Genomic DNA, 23,261 nt, shown 5'->3' with positions numbered 1-23,261 from the left:
CGTTCCGAACGCCTCCGATGAATCGACACGATTTGAATCCGGGGAATTTTCACTTTGCATGCACAGCATCCGGCCCATACAGTCCGGACAAATCCTGCGCCACAAGCTGCGGATGGTATGGGCCTACTCATAGCGTTCCATGACTTTTTCCGCACAGCGGATGCCGTCTACCGCAGCAGAAACAATGCCGCCAGCATATCCCGCACCTTCTCCGCAGGGAAACAGGCCGTCCGCTTTCGGAGAACAAAGGTGCTCTCCGCGCAAGACCCGAACCGGCGAAGAACTTCTGGTTTCCACACCGGTCAGCAGGGCATCCGGAAATGCAAAGCCGTGCAGTCTGCCGTCGAGCCGGAGAATGCCTTCCCGCAGGCTCTCCGTAATCCATTCTGGCAGGCAGTCGTCCATTGCAGAGAGCGCTACGCCGGGCAAATAACTCGGCTGCACCGATCCGAAGCTTCTGCTTTTCCTGCGCTGCAAAAAATCTTCGACACGCTGCACCGGCGCCGCATATCCACCGCCGCCCACAGTAAACGCCTGCTGTTCCAACCGGCGCTGCAGCGCAATTCCCGCAAGCGGATGATCGCTGCCGAAATCCTCCGGCTGCACGCCGACCAACAGCGCTGCGTTGGCATTTTCACCATCCCGGGCAAAAGGACTCATCCCGTTCGTCACCACGCCGCCCGCTTCGGAGCTCGCACACACAACGCTGCCGCCCGGACACATGCAAAAGGTATAAACGCCGCGGCCGTTTGGCAGATGGACATTCAGCTTATAATCCGCCGCGCCAAGCGCCGGATGCCCTGCCGCAGGACCGTATTGCGCTTTATTAATGCATGTCTGTGGATGCTCAATCCGCACGCCAATCGAAAACGGTTTCGGCTCAATGGGAAGCTTTTTTCCATACAGCATGGAAAAGGTATCCCGCGCGCTGTGGCCGACCGACAACACCAGTGCAGAACAGGGAAAGGTCTGCGCTGGGGCGCCCTGCCGGGTAACCTCCACTTTGCAGAGCCGTCCGTCCCGGATTTCCAACCCCGTCAGCGCCGTATAAAACTGCACCTGTCCGCCAAGGCGCAGGATTTCCTGCCGGATCTCCCGCACAACGCCGGGCAGCCGATCCGTTCCGATATGCGGTTTTGCCTCATAAAGGATCTCTTCCGGCGCACCGGCCGCCGCCAGTTCCGCAAGCACCTTGCGCGCACGCGGATCATGTGTGCCGGTTGTCAGCTTTCCGTCCGAAAACGTGCCCGCGCCGCCTTCTCCGAACTGGATGTTGGCATCCGGAGAAAATGCGCCGCCGTTTCGGAATGCCGCAACGCTTGCCTGCCGCGCTTCTACCGGCGCGCCGCGTTCAAAAACGATTGGACAAAGGCCTGCCTGCGCAAGCAGAAGCGCCGCAAACATGCCTGCCGGCCCGAACCCGGCAACCACCGGCGGCTGCGCCGGTTTTTTCTTTTCCGGCACCCGGTAGGAAAGCGGTTTTTCTGCACAAAGCTTTGGACCACCGCGTTTTTTGAGGAGTTCCCCCTCTTTTTTCCCGAGTTCCGCCAAGACGGTATAAACGAAATGGACGTCCTGCTTTTTTCGGGCGTCCACGGACTTTCGTGCAATCCGAAAATTTGCAAGTTCCGATGCGCTGACGCCGAGCCGTTTGGCGGCGGCGCGCTTTAAATCCTCCGTCGTACTGTCCAGAGGCATTGCAAGTTCTGAAATTCGTATCATGTTCTTCCTGCTTTCCCGATTGATCCCCACTATTTTGCGGCTGCAAAACCCGCTGCCATTCCGGTACTCCATGCCCAGTGCAAATTGTAACCGCCGCAGTCTCCGTCCGGATCCAGAAGCTCCCCGGTCAGAAAAAGATTTCTGCAAATGCGCGATTCCATGGTTTGCGAAAAAACTTCCCGCAGCGGAACGCCGCCCGCCGTAACCTGCGCTTGCCGGAAGCCCGCCGTCCCGGTTGCCGTAAACCGAAATGCTTTCACTGCGTGCGCACAGGCAGAAAGATCGCATCCATCCGGAAACAACCCCGCCCGTTTGAGCGCCTCCTGCGCCGCGCGCTTGTGGAGCATTCCCTCTAAAAGCACCGGCAGCTGTTTTTCTCCAAACCGGCGCTGTTTTTTCGCCAAAAACGCCCGGACTTCCGCTTCCTCGTAATCCGGAAGCAAATCCACAAGTATGCTTGTCCCCGGCGATGCCTTTTTTCCGACAAACCGGGAAAGTTGAAACATGCAAATCCCGGAAAGCACACCGTCGCCGAATTGCAGCTCGCCAACCTCACTTTTGAGCGGCGTATCGCCGCGATACAGGGTGACTTTCGCCCGGCATCGAATGCCTTTCAGCGCGCGCACCTCGTCCGGCCGGACGGTAACCGGCGCAAGAGCCGGCCGAAGCGGCGTTACGGTGTGGCCGAGGGACTGTGCAAGCGCATACCCGCCGACCGCACAGCCGAATTGCGGAGCTGCCATTCCTCCGCACGCCAAGATCACTTTTTTCGCCGTCACCGGCTCCGGGCCATCCAGAATAAACCCGCCGGAAGACCGCTTGCGGATTCTGGAAACCGGGTTTGCAGAAATCGTCTCAACCCCAAATGCCTCCAGCCCCCGGCGCAGCACATCCGAAACGGCGGAAGCCTGTCCTGCATAGGGATAGACCCGGCCCTCCGCATCAGGCCGGCACAAAAGTCCCAAATCCTCAAAAAAAGAGAGAACGCGTTTTGTCGGGTAGGCTTCAAGCACCTTTGCGATCTCTGCACGTTCTCCGTGATAATGGGAAGGCGTCATCTGCAAATTGGTCAAATTGCAGCGGCCGTTTCCGGTCGCCAAAAGCTTTTTTCCGACCCGATCCGCGCCTTCCAAAAGCATCACCGGACGGGTTTGCGTTTCCCGTTTTGACGCAAGCGCCAGCGCCGCCATCATGCCGGACGCACCGCCGCCGACAATTGCTGTATCCACCTGATGCATTTCATCAAATCCTTTAAATAATCATTCCGAGCAGTCCGTAAGAAATCGCGCACATAATCAGATCTGCAATCAAACTTCCTGCCGCAATTGACAGCATCGCATGTTTAAAGCGTATCTTAATGACCGCCGCAACCAACGCACCGGTCCAGGCGCCGGTTCCGGGCAGCGGAATCGCCACAAAGATCATCAGCCCCAGCGTTTTATACTTTTCGATCGACGCAATTTTCCGATTCGCCTTTTCTTCGAGCCGGTTGGCAAACCGGACAAGTTTCGTGTGTTTGAGCCATTCCAGAATCTGCCGAATAAACAACAGAATAAACGGAATGGGCACCAGCGTCCCGACCGCACAGCAAAGGAAGGCCCGCCACATCTCCACATCCAACAGCTTTGCTGCTAAAACACCTCCCCGCAGTTCCAGCACCGGAATCATAGAAATCAGAAACACGGTAAACTCGCCGGGAATTACTCCGTTGAAAACATCGACAACAGATTGTACGACTGCATCCATTTTTTCGTTCCTTTTCTTTTCATGGTCTACTTGATCCTTTTCAGTATAGCGTACCCGCTTTCCTGTTTAGTTCTCATTCCGAATTAAAATATGAAATCCTTATGAATCCTCAAACGCCCTTAAAGGGCTCTATCCGGGCGATCCGGCTGTGCGCATCTTTTCCCGAAAAAAGGATCCGCCTTGTTCGAAAGGCGGATCCTGAAAAAACGCAACTGCAAAATCTTACTGCGTACAGAGCTGGTCCAGTGTTCCGAAGGTATAACCCGCATTTTCCCACTCGGTGAGCAGTTCGTCGAGGATTTCCGCGTTTGTCTGCGAAGTGCTGTGCAGCAGCACCACCGCGCCCGGATGAATCCGCTTCGTCAGCTTGGAAAGCGCCTCTTCGTGGGAGGGCTGCTGATCGACATACCAGTCCACATAGGCAAGACTCCAAAACACCGTATGATAGCCGAGCTCCTTGGCCATGGTCAGATTGCTCTCGCTGAATTTTCCCTGCGGCGGTCGGTAATAGTTCGGCATTTTCTCTCCGGTTACCGCCTGGTAAGCCGCCTCGTTTTTCTGGAGTTCTTCCCGGAAGGACTCCAGATCCGATATTTTCGACATATCCGGATGAGAATAAGTATGATTGCCGACCAGATGGCCTTCCTCTACCATTCTCTGAACCAAATCCGGACTGGTTTCGATATAATTTCCCACCACAAAAAACGCCGCCTTGACCTGGTGCTTTTTCAGCGCATCCAAAATTGCCGGCGTATAGCCGTTTTCATAACCTGCGTCAAAGGTCAGGTAGATGACCTTTTGATCCGCCGCGCCGGCATAGTAAGCGTCATATTGCAGCAGGTAGTCCGGCGCCGCATTGCCGACCGGCGTTTTTCCCTCTTCCTGAAAGCTCAGCCCCCAGTTGGTGATTGCAGTCTCCTCGGCGTCTGCCGGATGTGTGGGAATCCAGACCGCACAGAGCACCACCGCCAAAACCAAAGCCGCCGCCATTCCCCAGAACTTCTTTCTGCCCACCGTTACAAACATCCATACCGCCCCCGCATATCGTTGTATTTCCATATATACGGACGGCAATCCCTGTTTATTCTACGAATTTTTCGGGCTTGACCGCCTGGTCAAGCAGTAGACGCTATAAAATCCACACCGCGCTCCGGCCTTTTCTGCACGCCAAAGCCCGTTCCCAATGGCGCTGCCTTTTTTCCGTTCGCTTTCACATGCATCTATGAAAAAAGCGGCTTCCCGGGGAAATTCATCCCCGAAAAGCCGCCTGGCGGTTTTCAATATACACGCTTTCAGATATTGCCGGTCCTTGCATTGGTTTCTTTTGGCAGTTCTGACCACCGGAACGGGGGTAACTGAAATGCATGCTGCCTTTCGCTTACCGTTCGTACTTGGCCATGCAGCTCGGATAAAGATATCCGTAGGTATTCACACGGTAATTGGCGTTCGACATATCCGCTTCCGCATAATTTGCAAAGGAAAACACCTTTGCTTCCGCAAGACGCCGGTACAGCAGTCCCGGAATGCAGTTGCCGCCCGCAATATGCCAGGCGAGCATCTCCGAGCCGAATGCCACCGAATCTGTATAGGCAAGATCATAGGTCAGTCCGGAAGTATCGTCCAGCCGGACATATCCTGCCCGAACCCAGTATTTGTTTCCGTTTTGGAGCTTGATCTGATACCAGGTTGTCTGTGTTTGTGCATCATGCTTGGCCGAGAGCACCGTAACGGAAGCGCCGTTATAGGTGGAAGTCGCCGCTTTGGTGTCATCAATTTTCCGGTAAAGGTTTGCTTTTGCAGTCATTTTTGCAGAACGTCCGGATCCAAACTTCACTTTCGAGACATCCACACTGTTGAGTAGAATCGTCCGCAAATCGAACGCGGTTCCGCTGTTATTCCAATATCCGGCGCCGACATTGTAAGAAAAGCTGACCATCGCGTCGAACTGACTCTGGCTGACCTTGAGGTTGTTGTTCGTAATGAACCGATTGACCTCCGTCGTATAAGAGCGCTCGTTCGTCACGCTGCACAGCAGCGCCCAGGCTTCTGTTCTGGTCATATTGTTGTAGAACTGCTCGCCTTTTGAAACGACATACCCGTATCCGGTCGTCGGAATCCCATAGGCAAGCGTATCTGCATAAACACCTTTGCTGTAACCCTCAAAGTGCGAAATGATTTTGAGCATCTCGTCGCTGATCCGACGTTCGCCATATGCGGTTGTCGTCTGATCCGTCGTCTCGACAACAAAGGCCTCCATCTCTTCATACCCGCTGCTCCAGCCGGACGAATTCTGTGCATAGACCTTCACCGTGTAGGACCCGGCTTTTGAAAATTTCACGCTCTGTTTCCAAACCCGCGTTGCATTTTCCGCCATGCCCTCGTCGGCTTCGTTCGTTTCTGCCTGATATTTCTTCACCGTATAGGACTTTGTGCTGCCGCTTTCCGTCTCCACCACAAATTTTACTGCGCTGCGGCTGGTATCCGTAATGGCGACAAGCTCCATCTCGGTATTGACCCCGACCGTATTCGGCGAAGCATACACAAATTTCACCGGTTCCGCTTCCGTAACCTTTACCGAACAGGTTGCTTTGTTTTTGCCGGAGCTGTCCATCGCGGTGATCGTCGCACTGCCTTTGGACACCGCATAGATATATCCGTCGTGCACGGTTGCGACATCGGGGTTGCTGCTGGACCAGAGAATCACCGATCCGGAATTTGCCGCACTGGCCGTCGTGTACATCGTTTTTCCCTGCGGAATTTTCACAGAAGTGTGCGAAAGCGTAATTTCACCGGAACTTCCCGAAACATAGCGGATATAGTCCGTACTGACATATCCGGTATATCCGCTCGCAGTCTGCACCTTGACCCAGCCTGCCTTAGCTTCCTCCAGCACTGTCAAAATTGTGCCGGAAGGCAGGGTCGTAATGATCTCATAGGACGTATCCGGACCTTTCCGCAGATTCAGCCCGGTCGTGGTCTGCGCATATTTCACCTCCGGCGCGGGCGCTTCTTTCACCGTAACCTTGATCGTCTTTTTGATGCTGCCGAGTTTGACCGTAATCGTGGCGCTGCCGGCGCTCACAGCTTTGATCGTATATCGATAAACATTTGAGGATGCCGACTTGTACGAAACCGTCGCCACTGCTTTTTTAGAACTCGACGCCGAAGGTTTGGTTCCGTCTCCGTTCGTAACGGTCGCTTTGAGCGTGTAGGTATCGCCGATCTCCATTGTGCGGCTGCTGGCATTGAGTTTCATCGTGGTCTCAGCGGCCGGCTCGGGATCCTGCTCTGCGGATGTCACCTTGATATAATCCGTACTCACGTACCCCGTTTTGTTGCTCGCAGTTTTTACCTTGTACCAGCTTTTGCTCGTCTTTTCGAGGATCGTCACCTTCGTGCCCTTTGCAAGCGTTGTGACGATGCCGTAGGACGTTCCCGCGCCTTTGCGCAGATTCAGGACATCCGTTGTTGTCGCGGTGCCGAGGTTCTTCTCCGGCTCCGATGTATTTCCGGAAGAACTGCTGTTCACTTTCAGGTATTCGACGCTCACATACCCTGTCTTGTTGCTCGAGGTCTTGACCTTGTACCAGCTTTTGCTCGTCTTTTCGAGGATCGTCACCTTTGTGCCCTTCGCAAGCGTTGTGACGATGCCGTAGGACGTTCCCGCGCCTTTGCGCAGATTCAGGACATCCGTTGTTGTCGCCGTACCGAGGTTTTTCTCCGGCTCCGATGTATTTCCGGAAGAAGAATTGTTGCTGTCTACTTTCAGGTATTCGACGCTCACGTACCCCGTCTTGTTGCTCGAGGTCTTGACCTTGTACCAAGTTTTGCTTGTCTTTTCGAGGATCGTCACCTTCGTGCCCTTGGCAAGCGTTGTGACAATGCCGTAGGACGTTCCCGCGCCTTTGCGCAGATTCAGGACATCCGTTGTTGTCGCGGTGCCGAGGTTCTTCTCCGGCTCCGATGTATTTCCGGAAGAACTGCTGTTCACTTTCAGGTATTCGACGCTCACATACCCTGTCTTGTTGCTCGAGGTCTTGACCTTGTACCAGCTTTTGCTCGTCTTTTCGAGGATCGTCACCTTCGTGCCCTTTGCAAGCGTTGTGACGATGCCGTAGGACGTTCCCGCGCCTTTGCGCAGATTGAGCGCTGCCGTTGTTGTCGCCGTGCCGAGTTTTTTCTCCGGCTCCGATGTATTTCCGGAAGAAGAATTGCTGCTGTCCGCTTTCAGGTATTCGACGCTCACATACCCCGTCTTGTTGCTCGAGGTCTTGACCTTATACCAGCTTTTGCTCGTCTTTTCGAGGATCGTCACCTTTGTGCCCTTCGCAAGTGTTGTGACGATGCCGTAGGACGTTCCCGCGCCTTTGCGCAGATTCAGGACATCCGTTGTTGTCGCCGTGCCGAGGTTCTTCTCCGACTCCGATGTATTTCCGGAAGAACTGCTGTTCACTTTCAGGTATTCGACGCTCACATACCCTGTCTTGTTGCTCGCAGTTTTTACCTTGTACCAGCTTTTGCTCGTCTTTTCGAGGATCGTCACCTTCGTGCCCTTTGCAAGCGTTGTGACGATGCCGTAGGACGTTCCCGCGCCTTTGCGCAGATTCAGGACATCCGTTGTTGTCGCCGTGCCGAGGTTTTTCTCCGGCTCCGATGTATTTCCGGAAGAACTGCTGTCCACTTTCAGGTATTCGACGCTCACATACCCCGTCTTGTTGCTCGAGGTCTTGACCTTGTACCAAGTTTTGCTCGTCTTTTCAAGGATCGTCACCTTTGTGCCCTTCGCAAGCGTTGTGACAATGCCGTAGGACGTTCCCGCGCCTTTGCGCAGATTCAGGACATCCGTTGTTGTCGCCGTGCCGAGGTTTTCTGACGCCGCCAGTTTCAGATACTCCACGCTGATATAGCCGGTATTCCCACCGGACGTTTTCACTGCATACCATTTGGAATTGCTCGTATCGGTAACCGTCACCGTTGTCCCCTGCGCAAGCGTCGTCACGACGGAATACGAGGTACCCGGGCCGGATCGGAGATTTACCGGGTCGGTCGTCGTGGCTGTGGTCTGTGCCCGAACCGTCACGGAAAGCGGCAAAGAGGAAGCCGCAATTCCAAAAACAAGTAAAAATGCTGTCAAAAATGCGATGATTCGTTTCCAGGTTCCTGTTCCTTTTTGCATGTTACCACTCCTAAGCCATGACATTTCATTTGCACAAAAATTTCTGTATTGCAAAGCATCAAAGATGCGGTTTATGTTTACCATAATCAAAATTATTATAAAGGAGTTCCACACAAAATGCAACCAAAAGCAGCAAAATGTCAGACTTTTTTCACTTTGTGCCGGTATTCCTTTTGCGCTGCAGCATGGTACACCGATTTCTGTAAAAATTCACCATCTTTCCCGGGCACGTCGATGAATTTTCCGTCCGGCAACGCCGAAAAGCAGGACCTTTTTCACATGCGTCAACCCTCGAATGACCTATTAAAAAAGCGCCTGTTTTGCATTTCCATATGGAATCATTCTCCGGATCAAAACTGACAAGCGCCCATTGTTTCATGCAAATCTGACTTAACTTATAAAAACACCGTTTATGTGACCCGCTTTCTGCAAAACATCTGGCATTGTGTATCGACCGCAATGCCGGTCGATACACAAAAAAGCACTGCGAACGCTGCTTTTCAGCGCCGCAGTGCTTCTATTCTTCATCCAACGTCAGGAACGGCTCAATCTGCGCATAGATTTTCTCGCCGATCCCTTTCACGTTTTTGAGTTCCTCTTTGGTTTGAAACGGACCATGTTCCTCACGATACGCCACAATCCGCTCTGCAATCACCGGTCCGACACCCTTGAGTGCATCGCTGAGTTCTTCCGCACTTGCCGTGTTGATGGAAACCGTTGCTGCCGCAGCATGATCGGCTGACAAGACATCGGATGCTACGGAATCCGATGCCGCTGCGTCCGTGGACGCCGGATACGATTCTGTAAATCCGGATTTCTCCGCACAGACTGATCCTGCAGGCTCTGAAGATGGCTGTGCACGGACAAACGTCACGGATGGGGTAAAAAAGAGATTATAGAAGAGGATTCCGGCGAACAACAGAACCCCCACACCGAGCAAAATGCGGGTTTGCCGATTCATACGCATGCCTCCGTTATTCGATTGGCGTCAGCGTGTGCAAAAAGCGCAAAAAGGAGTCCGGCAGCGGGCTTTCGAACTCCAAATACCGTCCATCCCGCGGATGCACAAATCCGATTACCCGCGCATGTAAACACTGTCCGGCAAGTGCTGTGATCACCTTTTTCGGCCCGTAGACCGGATCTCCGGCAATCGGATGGCCAAGATAAGCCATATGCACCCGGATCTGGTGCGTCCGCCCGGTTTCCAAACGCAGCCGAATATGCGTAAATCCGCGATACCGGCGAATAACCGTATAATGCGTGACCGCCGGACGCCCGTGTTTCGGCTCCACGGCCATCATTTTTCGCTTGACCGGATGGCGGCCGATCGGTGCGTCGACGGTTCCCTCGTTTTCTTTGAGATTTCCGTAAACAACCGCTTCATAAATCCGGGTAAAAGAATGCGCCTGAATCTGCTTTGCCAACGCTTGGTGCGCCGCATCGTTTTTGGCGACAATCAAAAGGCCGCTCGTATCTTTATCGATTCGGTGGACAATTCCCGGACGGATTTCCCCGTTAATTCCGGAAAGGGAATCTCCGCAATGATACAGCAGCGCATTGACCAGCGTGCCGTCGTAATTACCAGCAGCCGGATGCACCACCATGCCCTTCGGCTTATTGACAACCAGCAGATCGTCGTCCTCGTACAAAATCTCCAGCGGAATGTTTTCCGGCTTCGCCGCAATCGGCTCTGGGTTCGGAATCTCAACCACCAGCACATCCCCCGGCTTCGGCATCGCGCTTTTTTGCGCACAAACGCCGTTTAACAGCACATGCCCCTCTGCAATCAGCTTCTGCGCCGCAGAACGGGTCAGGCTTTCCTCGGCATCCGCAATCAATTTGTCAATCCGGGCCGCCTGCTGTTCAGGAATCGAGATTTGAATCTGTCTGCTCATCGGCTTTCGGTTCCTTTTTCTTTTTCTGCATTTCGAGAAGCAGGACATGTAAAATGGCCAGAATTACGCCCACCGTGACGCAGCAGTCTGCGAAGTTGAATACCGGCGGAAAAAATGAAATTTTGATAAAATCGATCACATATCCCAGCCGAATCCGGTCAATCAGGTTTCCGATTCCACCGGCAACAATCAAAATACAGGCCGCACGGGAAAGAAAATTATGGGAACGGTAGCGAAACAAAATCCAAAGCAACAGAACGCAGCAAATGCCCGTCACAACAGAAAGTGCAATCGTCATGCCCTGCATCATTCCGAATGCAGCGCCGCGGTTTTCCACATATGTGAACGAAAGAAAATTCGGGATCGCCTCTACTGAATTTCCTCCCTGCAGCAAGTCAGCTGCAAAATATTTGATTCCCTGATCCACTCCGATTGCCAGAACAATCAGCACAACGAAAAGAACCGGCATGGAAACACGCTCCTCTTTTAAAATGGGGTCAAGAATGGGCGGGCATTCCTACCCGCCCATTGTCCGGCTGTTTATTGCAGCGCCTTTGCGCATCTGGCGCAAACTTCCGGATGCTCCGGATCGCTGCCGATGGTGTGGCTGTAGCTCCAGCAGCGCGGGCACTTTTCGCCCTCCGCATGCAGAACCGTAACCGAAACGCCGGGCAAATCGCCGTGATACTCGCCTTCGCCGCCTTCTACGATTTCAATCTGAGAAACAATGAATGCTGTTGCCAGTTCATTTTCTACAGATTTTGCAAATGCGTAGGTCTCTTCGTCACAGAAGAGCCGCACCTTTGCATCCAGGGCTGCGCCGATCACTTTCTCGGAACGCGCCAGCTCCAGCGCCTTTTTCACGACATCGCGAATCGCATGAATTCGATCCCACTGTTCCATAAACGCATGTTCCGCTTCCAGGTCTTTCGCCTGCGGAATCTCGTTGAAGACCACATTTTCGACATCGTCCGACGCCTTATGCGGCATCGCATGCCAGATTTCATCCGAAGTAAACGCCAGGATCGGCGCCATCAGTCTGGTCAGCCCGTCAAGGATCTGATACATGGCCGTCTGCGCCGCACGGCGGGCCACGCTGTCTTTCTTTTCAACATACAGACGATCCTTAATTACGTCGAGATAGAAGTTCGACATATCGACCACACAGAAGTTGTGAATTGCGTGGAACGCCTGATGGAACTCAAAGGTGTCATATCCACGGCGCGCCTTGCGGACAAGCGCCTCAAATGCACAGAGCGCCCAGCGGTCAATCGGCTGAAGTTCTTCTGCAGTAACCGAATCGCGATCCGGGTCAAAGCCGTTGAGATTGCCGAGAATAAACCGCGCAGTATTGCGGATCTTGCGATACGCATCGGAAAGCTGTTTGAGAATTTCTTTGGAAATCCGGATATCCGCGTGATAGTCGGAGGATGCCACCCACAGCCGCAGGATATCTGCGCCGTACTGATTGACGATCTCACTCGGATCGATTCCATTGCCGAGCGACTTCGACATTTTCCGGCCTTCGCCGTCTACAACCCATCCATGGGTGACAACTGCCTTGTACGGTGCGGTTCCGCGCCAAGCGACAGAGGTCAAAAGGGAAGACTGGAACCAGCCGCGATACTGGTCGGCGCCCTCAAGATAGAGGTCGGCGGGCCAGTGCAGATACGGACGGGTATCGCAAACCGCAGCATGCGTCACGCCGGAATCAAACCAGACATCCATGATATCCAGCTCTTTGGTAAAGGCCGTTCCACCGCACTTTTCACAGACGGTGCCTTCCGGCAAAATCTCCGAAGCGTCGTGGAGATACCAGGCATCACTGCCTTCCCGGCGGAACAAATCCGACACTGCGCGCATCGCTTTTTTGGAAATCAGCGCTTCGCCGCAATCCTTGCAGTAAAAAATCGGGATCGGGACACCCCACCGGCGCTGACGGGAAATACACCAGTCATTACGGTCGCGCACCATGGAAGCGATGCGCTCTTCTCCCCAGCCGGGGATCCATTTCACCTTCCGGATGGCTTCGACAGCCTGCTCCTTGATGGCTTCCACAGAGCAGAACCACTGTTCTGTCGCACGGTAAATAACCGGCTTTTTGCAGCGCCAGCAATGCGGATATTGGTGAATGATTTTTTCAATGGCAAACAGTGCGCCGGAAGATTTGAGCTCCTCTGCAATCGCAGCATTGGCTTCTGCAGTTGTCAGACCTTCAAATTTTCCCGCCTCTTTGGTCAGGCGGCCATGGCTGTCCACCGGAACCACAATCGGAATCTCCGGGTAATGGTCGCGGCACACTTCATAGTCCTCAACGCCGTGGCCAGGCGCGGTATGAACGCAGCCGGTACCGCTCTCGAGCGTCACGTGATCTCCCAGGATCACGAGGGACTCCCGCGGCAGGAACGGATGCGCAGCTTTCATGTATTCGAGATCAGAACCGAGGAATTTTCCGACCACTTCATACTCTGTAATGTTGGCAGCTTCCATCGTAGGTTTTGCGAGCGCCTCCGCCATCACATAATATTCTTCGCCGGCTTTTAACAGCACATAGTCGAACTCCGACCCCAGGCAGATTGCAAGGTTTCCGGGCAGCGTCCAGGTCGTTGTCGTCCAAATGACGAAATAGACCTTCTCCGGATCCACGCCGAGCGCACGGAATTTGCCCTGATCGTCTGTTACACGGAATTTGACATAAATCGAATCGCAGGGATCTTCCATGTATTCGATCTCCGCTTCGGCCAGTGCGGTCTCACAGTCCGCGCACCAGTACACCGGCTTGAGGCCCTTATAAATATAGCCCTGGGAAGCCATCTCCGCAAAGAGTTCAATCTGTTTGGCTTCAAATTCTTTATTGAGTGTGATATACGGATTGTCCCACTCTCCGAGACCGCCCAAGCGTTTAAACTGTGTGCGCTGGTCGTCGAGGTAGCCGAGTGCAAATTCCCGGCAGATTTTCCGCAGCTCAACGTCGGAAATTGCGGTGGAATTGCTGACGCCGGCCTTTTTGCGTGCCTTCAGTTCTGTCGGCAGGCCGTGCGTATCCCAACCCGGAACATACGGCGCCTGAAAACCGGTCATATTTTTATAGCGGACAATGATATCCTTCAGCGTCTTGTTGAGGGCTGTGCCGAGATGGATGTCTCCGTTTGCATACGGAGGGCCATCGTGAAGAACATAAAGCGGTTTGCCCTCGTTCTTTTTCATCAGCTTTTCATAGGTCTTGTTTTCTTCCCAGTGCGCCAGCATCTCCGGCTCCCGTTTTGGAAGGCCGGCCTGCATGGAAAAGTCTGTTTTCGGAAGATTCAGCGTGCTTTTGTAATCCATTGTTCTGCCCCACCCATTTATTCCTGTTTATTTTATTTCTTTTTGCGCTTTTTAAAGAAGCCGGTCGGCTCGTCGTCGTCATCCTCGTCGGAAATATCGTAATCCTCGCCGAAGTTCAGCGTTTCATAGCGGTGCTCCCGCTGGGGCTGTACCTGCGTAAACCCCTCGCCGTAAGACATCGCCGGCTGCTGCTGTGCATAGGCCACGGTCGGCTGCGCTGCCGGAGCGGGCTGCACAGGCGCTGCATACTGCGGTTCCGGCTTTTGAGCCTGCGGCGCAGGTGCTTCGTGGCGCGGCGGCTGGATTGCCGGTACATATTGCTGCGGCACAGCGGCCGGTGCTGGCGCAGGCGCGGGCTGCGGCGCGGGTTCCGGCTGAACCGGAACCGGTGCGGGCACCGGAGCAGCTACCGGAGCCGGAACAGGCTGCGGCGCAGGAGCCGGTGCAGGCGTATACCGCACTTCCGGCTTTGTCTCCTTTTTGGAGGGAATCTCGTCGATCAGCGTCAGATGCTCACGATACATTGCAATCAGCTTTGCACGGAAATCCGACACGGACGTTTTCATGTCATCGAGTTCTTCTTTTTTTCTGTCAATTTTAGACTGCACCGACTGGATTTGGCTTTCCGCCTCTTCCTTGGCGTCTTTTAACATCCGGTTTGCCTGTTCGGAAGCATCCTTGACCATCTTATCCGCACGGGCTGCCGCATCTGAAAGCATCTGATCCGCTTTTTTCTTTGCGTCCCGCACAGAGGCTTCCGCCGTCTTGTGCGCGCTGATGAGCGCATCCTTAATTTCATTTTCTTCACTGCGGTATTCTTCCACACAGTCAACCAGGACATCCATCTTTTCGACGAGCTGTTCGTTTTCTTTTTTCAGCTCTTCACAGGATTCCTTCTGCTCGTTGTATTTATGCAGCAGCTCTTCATAGGACTCTTTGACAACATCCAGAAAATTATCGACGTCATCTGTGCGGTATCCGCCGGAAAAACTTGCTCTTCCGAAGCTCGCATTTACGATATCATCCAACGTGATCATGCCAATTTCCTCCAAATCATCTTAAAAAATCTCTGCGCAGGGCAGAACGGGTCTCCTTAAAAGTAGACCCCGTTATTTTCCAGTTCATCGAGCACGTCGTCTCCCATCAAATCCACGTTATACGGTGTGATAATGAAGGTGTCGGTTGCGACGCGTTTGATTTTTCCGCCGTTTGCATAGGCAACGCCGCTCAAAAAGTCAATAATCCGGCGCGAAACGTCCTTATTGGTATTTTCCAGATTGAGCACAACGGTATGCATCTTCAAAAGTTCATCGGCAATATTGCGGGTTTCTTCGCCGAAGCGTTCCGGACGGAACAAAACGACCTGCAGCTGTGTCGTCGCGTGGATATTGACGACCTTGTTGCCGGATGCACCGGGATCCGACGCCGCACGGCGTGCCGGCCCGCGGGAAGGATAGCCCCCGTCCCGTTCGCGGTAACTTTCCCGTGTTGCGAAGTTTTCCTGCGTCCGTCCGTGGTCTGCATAGTCTCCACGTCCCGCATAAGAATCTCTCCGAGATGCTGGCGCCTCTGTCTCCTCCGGCTCTTCCTCGTAATACTCCTCGTATTCATCATCCGGCGGATTCCACATTTTCTGAAGCTTCTCAACCAATCCTGCCATTCGGCCCAGCCTCCTTCTTTCAGTCATTTTATCAATAGATCCGTTTGCCGAAGAGCGACGACCCTACGCGAACGAGCGTTGCGCCGCATTCGACCGCCTGCGCATAGTCCGCAGACATGCCCATCGACAAAACATCGATATGGTCTCTTTTATTATCCGATTTTTTCTCCTTTATGTCAACATAATATTCGTACATCTTTGAAAAATACGTCATTGTTTGGGAAAGATCGTCAGAAACCGGCGGAATTGCCATCAAACCACGCAGCCGAATCGACGGAAGCGTCGAAATTTCGTCCAGAAGTTCGTCTAAAGCTTCCGGCAGCACACCCGATTTATTCTCCTCACGTCCAATATTGACTTCGATAAGAATATCCGTGGAGAGCCCCTGGTACACGGAAAGCCGAGAAATTTCCTTTGCCAGCTTCATGCTGTCCACAGACTGAATCATGCCGACCCGGCCGACAAGATATTTAACCTTGTTGGTCTGCAGATGCCCGATAAAATGACACGCGCAGTCAGAAAGATCCAGCGCGTCATATTTGTCCAGCAGCTCCTGGACGCGGTTCTCGCCGATATGATCCACGCCGAGATGAATCGCGTGGTTAATAACCTCCACCGGGACGGTTTTGGTTGCAGCAAGCAGCGTCACATCTTCCGGCGCGCGTCCGGATTTCAGCGCCGCCTCTGCAATTCGTTCCCGGATCTCCTTTAAATTTTCCTCGACGCTCAGAAATCTCGTCTGCAAGGCGTCATCATGCAACAGGCCTTCCATCATATAAATCCTTCCCTTCTACAACAACTTCATCATATAGTGCAATGGTATTCTGTGTGTACAGTTCCTCGTTTTCTCGCAGATCTGTCCGGCAGATCACATACCCGTTTACCGTCGCGTCGCTGAAAATCTGGACAAATTCCAGCGCCGCACCGTTTACCCGATAGACACCGCGGACATTTTTATGCAGCTTCGTGGTTTCATTGCCGTCCGCATCGGTGACAACCGCTTCCACATCCGCAAAATGGATCGCACTCTGCGGAACCATTACGCCGGAGTAGGCATCCAGCTGCACCTCAACCTGCTGCGATCGGATCGAGAGCAAACTTCCCTGCAGATAAGAACATTTTAAAATGACCGCCGCGTCGCTGTCAAACGACGCCTGGTTGACGGCCGCCACCTCTGCCGGGACCCGTTCTTCCGAGACAAACGGCAGCGAGAGATACACCCGGTTCGGGTAAGACTCCAGGATCGACTTGAATTTCACCGCATCCTCCGCGTTTACGGTGAACGCCAGATACCAGTTGAACTGGTCATAGATCTTGCCGATAGTCCCTTGCGGCAAATCGGCTTTGACCGGTTCTGTCTGGAGTTGTTCCGCAGTAAGCGTTTCCGCGCTTTTATAGTCATACGCGCCTTCATATCCGTCCGCACGGCTGACAAAGCACCCGGCAGACGGTGCAATAATCTGTTTGACCGCACTCGCTGTCGAAGCGCGCAGCGAGGCAACCTCTTCTTCCAATTCTGTAATCCGGCTGCCATAGCCCTCCGCCTTGCCGGTCACGATGCCTTTTTGGTTGATGAGATGCAGAAACTGATCCCGATCGTCGTCGAGCACCGACCAATCCCGCTTGCAGATGCCGTTTACCACACGGATCAGCGCAGCGTCGATCTTCTCGTCAAGCTTTCCGGGATCCAGCTGATAGGTTTCCGTCGGCTGGTTGAGCTGCCGGAGCTGTTCGATTTCTTTTTCGAGCGAGGCGATTTCTTCCCACTTTGCAACATCACTGTCGCTTGCATAAACCTCCGCGAGGACTCCCCCGTTTGCAATGTGGCCGCCGTCGGGAACAAGATATCGGATAGCGCCGTCGGTTTCCTCCGTCAGCAGCGTTTCACTCCGGATCGCTACCGCCGAAACCTCGAGTGCATCCCAGGTCGTCCCGTACATTGCGGTCTCAGTGCGCACGTCGCTGCGCTGCACGCCGAACGCCTGGTAACAGACAAACACAAGGAGCAAAACCGCAAAAACAGAAATTGCGATTCGTCTGGCCTTCGGGCTGTTCATCCGGTTTTCCTCCTTCCATTCTTTAAAAAATCTCTTCTTCCTGCAGAATCCGTTCCGCTTCGGCGAGCAGGTGTTCAAAACTCCCGCACCGATCCGCTTCAATCCAGTGCAGGCCACTTTCCCGCCTGAGCCAGGTCAGCTGCCGTTTGGCATAGCGGCGGGTTTCCCGCTTGATATTCTCCTTGGCTTCTTCAAGAGAAACCGTTCCCGCAAAATAGGGCAGCAGTTCTTTATAGCCAATCGCCTGCACTGCGGTTGGACCGCAGCCGGAAGCAAAAACAGCCTGCGCTTCCTCTAAAAGCCCGCTTTGAAACATCGCATCGACCCGGTCATTGATCCGCTGGTAGAGCACTTCCCGATCCGCGTAGGTAATGGCAATCTTTCCGGCGCGGTACCGCTCCGGCATCTGCTGAGAAACGGCGTTTTGCTCGGTGATGGTACGTCCGGTCTTTTGATAGAGTTCCAGCGCACGGACAATCCGTTTGCAGTCGTTCGGATGCAGCCGCTCTGCGGTTTCCGGATCGACAGCACGCAGATCTTCCAAAAGCGCCGCACCGCCTTCCAGCGCCGCGCGCTTTTGCAGCGCCGCCCGGATTTCGGGGTTCTCCGGCTCGTCAGAAAACGGCCGGTTTTGCAGAAGCGAACGCAGGTAAAGCCCCGTTCCGCCCGCCAGCACCGGCAAATGTCCGCGTGCGGCAATTTTTTCAATGCAGGACGCGGCCAGCGTGACATACTCCGCGACGCTGAAGCGTTCTCCCGGCGGAAGGATGCCCAGCAGATGGTGCGGAATGCCCAGCATTTCCTGCGGCGTCGGCTTTGCCGTTCCGATTTGCATGCCCCTATAAATCTGCATGGAGTCCGCAGAAACAACCTCTCCGTTGTGGCGCAGGGCAAGTTCTGCTGCAAGGCGCGTTTTGCCGGATGCAGTGGGACCGTAAATGACGGCAACTTTGCGTTTTTCCTCCATCCGCGCACCTCCTCTTTTCACGCTAGTTCTGTCAATGCGGCCAAGCGCCGCAAAATCATCCGTACGATTTAAACCCGGCCGAATTGCCGATCGAATTCCCGTTTAGAAATTTTCACCGATACCGGTCTGCCGTGCGGACAATAGCGAATTTCCGGATTGGCCTGCAATCTGCGCACCAGATCTACAAGCTCCTCCATGCTGCTCTCTTTGCCCGCCTTGATGGCCGCCCGGCAGGCGATATTGTGATACAGCCAGTCCAGGCGCTCCGTCGTCACATCCGTGCGGTGTTCGGCAAGATATCCCGCGATTTCCATCACTGTGCCGGCGGCGCTTCCCGCATCGAGATAGAGCGGCACACTCCGGATCAAAATCGTCCCCGGACCGAAATCTTCCGCCTCGAATCCCGCTTCCTGCAAAATTGGAAGGTTCTCCAAAACCGCCGCATATTCCTCTTTGCCCAGTGTCACGGAAATCGGCTGTAACAGCTGCTGCGCACTGGCGCCGGCAGACGCTTTCAGCTTTTCGTAGAGCATCCGCTCATGCGCTGCGTGTTTATCAATCAGCAGAAGCTGGTCCTTTCCGTACTGCGCTAAAATGTAAGTATCAAAGATTTCCCCGCACACGCGAATCTCCTGCTCCGGCTCCGTTTTCAGCGGCATCTCCGAACACGACTCGGCCGGTTTGGGAGAAGGGTTCCAATCGGGGTTCTGCGATATTTTGGGAGAAGAAAGCGCTGCACCCGCTTCCGGCGCAGTCGCTTCTGGCGGCGTCTGCGGCACCGGCTCTGCCGCCGGGCGAGGCGTTCGCTGAAGGGTCTCCAGCAAAACGGACGCCGTCTCTGGCTGCTGCACCGGTGCAGTCCTGCGCGCACCGCTGTCCTGTACAAAATAAGATGGCACGGAAGCCGGCTGCTGCGGCTCCGGCCGATAAACAGCATCCGTGCGCCGCACAGGCGTTTCTGGCAGGCGGGTCTGCACCGGCGGTTCCGGACGGCGCAAAAGCGGACCGGCCTGCTTTTTGGAAAGCTCCGCCGTTTTTGTCTCATCTCCGCGGCTGAGCGCCGTTTTGACGCCGTGATAGACGCTGTCGAAGATCGGACGCTCATTGATAAATCGCACTTCTATTTTCGCAGGGTGTACATTGACGTCCACCGCTGCGCAGGAAATAGAAAGATGCAGCACACAGGCCGGAAATTTTCCGACCATCAGCGTCCCCTTAAACGCTTCCTCCAGCGCGACCATCGCCGTACGGCTTTTGACATACCGCCCATTGATGAAAAATTGCTGCATGCTCCGGTTCGGGCGGCAGCTTGCCGGGCGGGTGATATATCCCCAGACCCGGATCTGATTGTAGGTGTACTCTACCGGAATCAGTCCTTTTGTAAAGTCCCGGCCGTAAACCGCATAGATCGCCTGTTTGAGATCTCCGCTTCCGGGGGTATGCAGCGTTTCTCTGCCTTCCCGCAGGAAACGGAACGAAATTTCCGGATGCGACAGCGCAATCTTATCCATTACCCCGGCAATTGCGTTGGCCTCCACCAGATCTTTTTTCAAAAACTTCATGCGGGCAGGTGTGTTGTAAAACAGATCCCGCACCAGGATCGTGGTTCCGACCGGGCATCCCGCATCGCTGCAGGATTCTTCCGCTCCGCCTGAAATGACATAGCGCGTGCCGCTGAATTCCTCCGCCGTACGCGTCAGCAGTTCTACATGAGAAACCGCTGCAATCGAGGCCAACGCCTCTCCGCGGAATCCCAATGTCCCGATTGCATCGAGATCGTCCGGGCGGCGGATCTTGCTGGTGGCGTGCCGCAAAAAGGCCGTCGGTACATCCTCACGCGCAATTCCGCAGCCGTTGTCCGTCACGCGCAGGAAAGAAATCCCGCCGTGCTGAATCTCTACAACAACAGAGGACGCCCCCGAGTCAATCGCGTTTTCAACCAGTTCCTTGACAACCGAAGCCGGCCGTTCCACAACTTCTCCGGCGGCAATCAGTTCCGCAAGATGCTTTTCCAGCACCTGAATTTTTCCCAAAGCGCATCCTCCTTTCAAAAAAACCTGTATGTTCTGTTTTTACGACTCGTTTGCAAGCTTCACAAGTTCAAAAAGCCGGTTCATGCACTCGATTGGCGTCAGGGTGTTGACATCCAGCGACCGCAGTGCGTCCAGCGCCTTTGTGCCGCCGGACGGCGTCAGCACAAGCTGCGTTGTCTCCGCGGAATCTGCTCGGCGGCCCTGTTTTTTCGGGGTCACTTCTTTCCCCGCTTCCAGCTCGGCAAGCACGCGCTTGGCGCGCCGCACCACCTCGTCCGGCACGCCCGCCAGCTTTGCGACCTCGATGCCGAAGCTGTCATCCGCGCCGCCGCGGACGATCCGCCGCAAAAAGGTGATATCGTCTCCGCGCTTTTTGACGGCAATGCTGTAATTTTTGACGCTCTGCATCAAATCCTCCAGCGCCGTCAATTCATGATAATGCGTCGCAAACATCGTCTTGGCGCCCAAAAGCTTGGGATCCGCAACATATTCCAAAACCGCGCGGGCAATGCTCATACCGTCAAAGGTCGAGGTTCCGCGCCCGATTTCGTCAAAAATAATAAAGCTCTTTTCCGTGGCGTTTTTCAGAATATCGGCGACCTCCGTCATCTCCACCATAAAGGTCGACTGTCCTGCGGAGAGGTCATCCGAAGCGCCAACGCGCGTGAAGATGCTGTCCACGATGCCGACCTCTGCAAAGGAAGCCGGCACAAAACAGCCGATCTGCGCCATCAGGAGAATCAGCGCCGTCTGCCGCATGTAAGTAGATTTGCCCGCCATATTCGGGCCGGTAATAATCGCAATCCGATTTTCGCCCATATCCAGCGTCACGTCGTTCGGCACAAACGGTGCGCCGCGCAGCAGTTTTTCCACAACCGGATGGCGGCTGTCGCGCAGAATCAGACGCCCGTTTAAATTGACCTCCGGCCGGACATAATCGCCCGCTGCCGAAACCGCCGCAAAGGACTGCAAAACATCCAGACGGGCAATGGCGTTCGCCGTACGCTGCACACGGCCGAGTTCCGCCGCAACCGTTTTGCGGACCTGATCGAACAATTCGGATTCCAGCCGAACCGCCTTGTCGCTGGCGCCGAGAATCCGGTTCTCCAGTTCCTTAAGCTCCGGCGTGATAAACCGCTCACAGTTTGTCAGCGTCTGTTTGCGGATATAATCGTCCGGCGCATCATTTTTATAGCTGTTGGAAATTTCGATGTAATAGCCGAATACCCGGTTGTACCCGATCTTCAGCTTGGGGATTCCCGTACGTTCCTTTTCGCGGGCTTCTACCGCCGCAATCAGGCCCTGGGAATTGGTCATATCGCTTTTGAGCTGATCGAGTTCCTCGTTGTACCCCTGCCGGATCATCCCGCCTTCCCGGATGGTAAACGGCGGCTCGTCCACAATTGCGCGGTCAATCAAAGAGGAGAGATCCTCCAGCACGTCAACCGACCGGTGGATTTCCTGCAGCAGCGCGCTGGTTTTTTCCGCGGTCAGCGACTTGAGCGCCGGCAGTTTTTTCAGCGCTGTGCACAGCGCGCGCAACTCCCGGCCGTTTGCCGAACCGTAAACAATGCGGGTCATGATCCGTTCCAGATCAAAAATTCCCGTCAGCGCCTGTGCGATCTCGTCGCGCAGCATCGCATCGCGGAAGAGTTCCTCCACGGCGTTCTGCCGCCGGGAAATTTGCGCAGGACTCACCAGCGGCTGTTCAATCCAGCTGCGCAAAAGCCGCTTGCCCATTGCCGTCCGGGTTTCGTCAAGCACCCAGAGCAGACTCCCGCGTTTTTCCTTGTTGCGCATGGTTTCAATCAGTTCGAGATTTCGGCGCGTATTGGTATCCATTCGCATAAACTGGGCTTCCGAATAGAGCGTCAGTTCCGTCATACGTTCCAGGCCGCCGCGCTGCGTTTCAGCAAGGTAGAAAAGCAGTGCCCCTGCCGCAGAAACAATCAGCGGCTTGTCCGCAAGCGAAATCGCCGAAAGCGATTCTGCGTGAAACTGGCTGCACACGCGCTCTGTACAGGCGTCTAAAGAAAACTGCCGTTCCTCCAGACACTCCACCGAAGCGGAAAGCTTTTCCCGCATAAAATCGGGCAATTCAGAAAGATTGAGGCCTTCTGGATTTAACAAAATCTCGCGCGGAGAAAACCGCGCAAGCTCGTTGAGCAGCGTTTTTTCAAGTTCATCCGGCGTGTTCTCCGAAAGCTGCGCCGCCTCCATCGCGCCGGTGGAAACATCTGCAAAGCAGACGCCCGCCGCCGCACCGGAAACACAAATGGACGCAATATAATTGTTGCGCGCCTCGTCGAGCATGCTGGTCTCCATCACCGTACCCGGCGTGATGACGCGGACGATATCCCGTTTGACAAGCCCTTTTGCCAGTGCAGGGTTTTCCATCTGCTCACAGATGGCAACCTTGTAGCCTTTGGCCACAAGACGTGCTACATAGGATTCATAGCTGTGAAACGGCACCCCGCACATCGGCGCGCGCGCTTCCAGGCCGCAATCCCGTCCGGTCAGCGTCAACTCAAGCTCCCGGGAAGCAAGCTTTGCGTCCTCAAAAAACATTTCATAAAAATCTCCGAGTCGGAAAAAAAGCAGCGTGTTGGGGTACTGCTTTTTGATCTCGAAGTATTGTTTCATCATCGGGGAAAGATCTGCCATTCTACCCTACCGCT

16 protein-coding genes are annotated in these 23,261 nt (G+C 54.4%); all 16 read right to left on the bottom strand.

Translation table 11 applies throughout. The annotated features are described in order from the left end of the window. Positions 1 to 123: 123 nt before the first annotated feature. Positions 124 to 1,722: an NAD(P)/FAD-dependent oxidoreductase gene (locus tag IAG03_RS02665; protein ID WP_249318191.1), complete on the bottom strand. Its 1,599-nt coding sequence runs from the start codon at positions 1,720 to 1,722 to the stop codon at positions 124 to 126. A gap of 29 nt (positions 1,723 to 1,751) precedes the next feature. After that, positions 1,752 to 2,960, bottom strand: a complete 1,209-nt coding sequence (locus IAG03_RS02660; RefSeq protein ID WP_249318190.1) for a BaiN/RdsA family NAD(P)/FAD-dependent oxidoreductase — start codon at positions 2,958 to 2,960, stop codon at positions 1,752 to 1,754. Positions 2,961 to 2,973: 13 nt separating this feature from the next. Continuing rightward, complete coding sequence (locus IAG03_RS02655; RefSeq protein ID WP_249318189.1) at positions 2,974 to 3,468, bottom strand: COG2426 family protein; 495 nt, start codon at positions 3,466 to 3,468, stop codon at positions 2,974 to 2,976. A 222-nt stretch (positions 3,469 to 3,690) separates the two neighbouring features. Further along, positions 3,691 to 4,494, bottom strand: coding sequence for a delta-lactam-biosynthetic de-N-acetylase (gene pdaA, locus IAG03_RS02650; RefSeq protein WP_249318188.1), 804 nt, complete (start codon positions 4,492 to 4,494; stop codon positions 3,691 to 3,693). A 352-nt stretch (positions 4,495 to 4,846) separates the two neighbouring features. After that, positions 4,847 to 8,644, bottom strand: a complete 3,798-nt coding sequence (locus IAG03_RS02645; protein WP_249318187.1) for an SH3 domain-containing protein — start codon at positions 8,642 to 8,644, stop codon at positions 4,847 to 4,849. Between the two features lie 517 nt (positions 8,645 to 9,161). Next, positions 9,162 to 9,605: a ComEA family DNA-binding protein gene (locus tag IAG03_RS02640; protein ID WP_249318186.1), complete on the bottom strand. Its 444-nt coding sequence runs from the start codon at positions 9,603 to 9,605 to the stop codon at positions 9,162 to 9,164. 13 nt (positions 9,606 to 9,618) lie between these two features. Continuing rightward, positions 9,619 to 10,539 carry an RluA family pseudouridine synthase gene (locus IAG03_RS02635; RefSeq protein ID WP_249318185.1) on the bottom strand — a complete coding sequence of 307 codons (921 nt, stop codon included), beginning with the start codon at positions 10,537 to 10,539 and terminating at the stop codon, positions 9,619 to 9,621. Next, positions 10,508 to 11,008 (bottom strand): signal peptidase II, encoded by a 501-nt coding sequence (gene lspA / locus IAG03_RS02630; protein WP_249318184.1) that lies wholly within the window; start codon positions 11,006 to 11,008, stop codon positions 10,508 to 10,510. The genes IAG03_RS02635 and lspA overlap by 32 nt, the downstream gene beginning before the upstream one ends. Positions 11,009 to 11,079: 71 nt before the next feature. Beyond that, positions 11,080 to 13,866, bottom strand: a complete 2,787-nt coding sequence (ileS, locus tag IAG03_RS02625; protein WP_249318183.1) for an isoleucine--tRNA ligase — start codon at positions 13,864 to 13,866, stop codon at positions 11,080 to 11,082. A 32-nt stretch (positions 13,867 to 13,898) separates the two neighbouring features. Next, the gene (locus IAG03_RS02620; RefSeq protein ID WP_249318182.1) at positions 13,899 to 14,903 is read right to left on the bottom strand and encodes a DivIVA domain-containing protein; all 1,005 of its coding nucleotides are present in this window, start codon (positions 14,901 to 14,903) and stop codon (positions 13,899 to 13,901) included. Between the two features lie 56 nt (positions 14,904 to 14,959). Then, positions 14,960 to 15,526, bottom strand: coding sequence for a cell division protein SepF (locus IAG03_RS02615; RefSeq protein WP_249318181.1), 567 nt, complete (start codon positions 15,524 to 15,526; stop codon positions 14,960 to 14,962). Between the two features lie 31 nt (positions 15,527 to 15,557). Beyond that, on the bottom strand, positions 15,558 to 16,301 hold the full coding sequence (locus IAG03_RS02610; RefSeq protein ID WP_249318180.1) for a YggS family pyridoxal phosphate-dependent enzyme: 744 nt from the start codon (positions 16,299 to 16,301) through the stop codon (positions 15,558 to 15,560). Next, positions 16,279 to 17,583 (bottom strand): biotin/lipoyl attachment domain-containing protein, encoded by a 1,305-nt coding sequence (locus tag IAG03_RS02605; protein ID WP_249318179.1) that lies wholly within the window; start codon positions 17,581 to 17,583, stop codon positions 16,279 to 16,281. Before IAG03_RS02605 ends, IAG03_RS02610 begins: the two co-directional genes overlap by 23 nt. Before the next feature lie 22 nt (positions 17,584 to 17,605). Further along, positions 17,606 to 18,550: a tRNA (adenosine(37)-N6)-dimethylallyltransferase MiaA gene (miaA, locus tag IAG03_RS02600; protein WP_249318178.1), complete on the bottom strand. Its 945-nt coding sequence runs from the start codon at positions 18,548 to 18,550 to the stop codon at positions 17,606 to 17,608. 68 nt (positions 18,551 to 18,618) lie between these two features. Next, positions 18,619 to 20,583 carry a DNA mismatch repair endonuclease MutL gene (gene mutL / locus IAG03_RS02595; protein ID WP_249318177.1) on the bottom strand — a complete coding sequence of 655 codons (1,965 nt, stop codon included), beginning with the start codon at positions 20,581 to 20,583 and terminating at the stop codon, positions 18,619 to 18,621. 39 nt (positions 20,584 to 20,622) lie between these two features. Then, the gene (gene mutS, locus IAG03_RS02590; RefSeq protein ID WP_249318176.1) at positions 20,623 to 23,247 is read right to left on the bottom strand and encodes a DNA mismatch repair protein MutS; all 2,625 of its coding nucleotides are present in this window, start codon (positions 23,245 to 23,247) and stop codon (positions 20,623 to 20,625) included. Positions 23,248 to 23,261 lie beyond the last annotated feature (14 nt).

The sequence above is a fragment of the Yeguia hominis genome (genome assembly GCF_014384705.1).
In the GTDB taxonomy this organism is placed as follows: Bacteria; Bacillota; Clostridia; order Oscillospirales; family Acutalibacteraceae; genus Yeguia; species Yeguia hominis.
This window is presented reverse-complemented; position numbering and strand designations above follow the sequence as displayed.